Raw genomic sequence first — 3,034 nt, forward strand, 5'->3', positions numbered from 1 at the left:
TCAGGGCAGCATCGACTTCCAGACGCCGGCCAATGACGTCTACAACAACGGCTCGACGGTTAGCGTCACAATCAAAGACGCCTCGGGCGGCAACTTCGAACAGTTGGCGCCAAACCCAACTCCGGCCGTTACCACGATCAATGATTCGATCGACACTACCACCGCGACTCTGACGGCTAACCCGTCGGTGACCGAAGGTGGCGTCATCACTTACACCGTAACGCTGACCAATCCGGCCCAGACGCCGGTTACCGTGACCCTGTCAAACGGCCAAGTCATCACCGTTGAAGCGGGTAAAACCCAAGGCAGCATCGACTTCCAGACCCCGCCGAATGATGTGTACAACAACGGCTCGACCGTCAGCGTAACGATCAAGGACGCCACCGGTGGCAACTTCGAACAGCTGAACGCAAGTCCGACCCCGGCTGTTACCACTATTAATGACAGCATCGACACAGTCACTGTCAGCATCGTCAGCAATGGCAATGTGACCGAAGACCAGCAGCCGTCCTTCACCGTAAAAGTCAGCCAGGCTCTGGATCGCCCGCTCACCGTTACTCTGTCGAACGGGGACAAGGTCACTATCGACGCGGGTAAAACCGAAGTCGTGTACAAGACTGAGGCTCAAGGTGATGATGTCATCAAAGACCCAGGCTCCGTCACGGTGGGTATCGCTGACGCTAGTGTCTCTGGTGCAACGTTCGAGCACTTGGTCATCGGTAACCCAGCCACTGTTCAGATCGCCGATACCATTAGCGAAGTCGTTGCAACGCTGACCGTCGATAAGGCGACTGTCACCGAAGGTGGGCAGGTCACCTACACGGTTACGCTGAGCAATGCCCAAGGTCTGTCCGTAACCCAGCACGGCGCACTTACCTTCACCCTCACCGACGGCACGAAGGTTGTTATCCCGGCTAACAGTGCGTCCGGTAGCGCCACTATTACAGTTGCTGACGATGTCTATGTAGGTGGCCAGCCTGCGTTGGCTAACAAACTCGAGGCAGTCTCAGGGGGTGAGAACTTCGAGAAGCTCACACTGAGCGGCGATACTGTCACTACCACTGTGACAGATGAACCAGGCTCTGGTACTCCTGGTACAGGCAACCAAGGTGATCTGGTGTTGGTCACTATCACCGCTGACCAGACTTCCGTTGCTGAAAACGTCAAACCGACGTTCACCGTACAAATCAACACCGCCCTGGCCCACGACCTGGTCGTGACCCTGAGCAACAACGCTCAGGTCACCATCAAGGCTGGCCAGACCAGTGCCTCGTATGAGCACGCTGCGCAAGGCGATGACGTTTATAAGGACTCGGGTGAAATCAGCCTGGGTATTAAGGCGGCTGCAGATATCGACGGTCGTACCTTCGAGAACCTGCAACTGGGCGGTAACGCGTCCGTTAAAGTCACTGACACGATCGACGAAGTCGTAGCCAAGTTGACCGCTACCTCTTCGGTAACCGAAGGCGGCGAAATCACCTATACCGTGACGCTGACCAATAAAGACGGTCTGCCGATCAACAACCACGCCGAGCTGTATTTCCACCTGAAAGATGGCACCACCGTTGTAGTGCCGGCTAACAGCACCGTGGGTTCGGCCACTGCCATCGCCCCAGACAACGTCTATGTTGGCACTAACCCTGCGGTCGAAAACTCCATCGACTCGGTCAGTGGCGCTGATGCGTGGAAATTCGAACAACTGACCCTGGATAAAACTCCGGTCAGCACCACTGTCACCGACGAGCCAGGTTCAGGGACGCCAGGCACTGGCAACCAGGGCGATATCGTCAAGGTTACTATCACTGCCGATCAGGATTCGGTCGCTGAAAACGTCAAACCAACGTTCACTGTGCACGTAAACACCGCCCTGGCCCACGACCTGGTCGTGACCCTGAGCAATAACGCTCAGGTCACCATCAAGGCTGGCCAGACCAGTGCCTCGTATGAGCACGCTGCGCAAGGCGATGACGTTTATAAGGACTCGGGTGAAATCAGCCTGGGTATTAAGGCGGCTGCAGATATCGACGGTCGTACCTTCGAGAACCTGCAACTGGGCGGTAACGCGTCCGTTAAAGTCACTGACACGATCGACGAAGTCGTAGCCAAGTTGACCGCTACCTCTTCCGTGACCGAAGGCGGCGAAATTACCTATACCGTGACGCTGACCAACAAAGACGGTCTGCCGATCAACAACCACGCCGAGCTGTATTTCCACCTCAAAGATGGCACCACTGTTGTAGTGCCAGCCAACAGCACCGTGGGCACCGCTACCACTATCGCGCCGGACAACGTCTATGTCGGTACAAATCCGGCGGTAGAAAACGCCATCGACTCGGTCAGTGGCGCTGATGCTTGGAAGTTCGAACAACTGACCCTGGATAAAACCCCGGTCAGCACCACTGTGACTGACGAACCAGGCTCGGGTACCCCAGGCACTGGTAACCAAGGCGACCTGGTGCAAGTCACCATCACTGCCGATCAAACTTCGGTTGCCGAGAACGTTAAACCGACCTTCACCGTACAGATCAACACTGCACTGGCCCATGACTTGGTCGTGACCCTGAGCAACAATGCTCAGATCACCATCAAAGCCGGTGAAACCAGCGCCCAATATACTCACGATGCACAAGGCGACGATGTCTACAAAGACTCTGGCGACATCACCCTGGGTATCAAGTCCGCTGTAGACATCGACGGCCGTACCTTCGAAAACCTGCAATTGGGTGGCGATGCCTCGGTACAAGTCACCGACACCATCGATGAAGTAGTCGCCAAGTTGACCGCGACTTCGTCGGTCACCGAAGGTGGCGACATCACCTACACCGTGACGCTGACCAACAAAGATGGTCTGCCGATCAACAACCACGGTGCCCTGACCTTCACCTTGGACGATGGTAAAACCACCATCACCATTCCGGCGAACGGCACCACCGGCTCGGTCACTGTGACCGCACCGGACAACGTTTATGTGGGCGCGAATGACCCGGTCGTCAAATCCATCGCTTCGGTAACTGGCGCTGACGTTGGCAAGTTC

General features: G+C 56.2%; 1 protein-coding gene. It reads left to right on the top strand.

Annotated features, from left to right (window positions below):
* Window positions 1-3,034, top strand: a 3,034-nt coding sequence (locus tag IAE36_RS23405; protein ID WP_236409261.1) for a dolichyl-diphosphooligosaccharide--protein glycosyltransferase subunit 2, incomplete at both ends; no start/stop codon positions are given.

The sequence above is a fragment of the Pseudomonas sp. S36 genome (genome assembly GCF_016647875.1).
Taxonomy (GTDB): Bacteria; Pseudomonadota; Gammaproteobacteria; order Pseudomonadales; family Pseudomonadaceae; genus Aquipseudomonas; species Aquipseudomonas parafulva.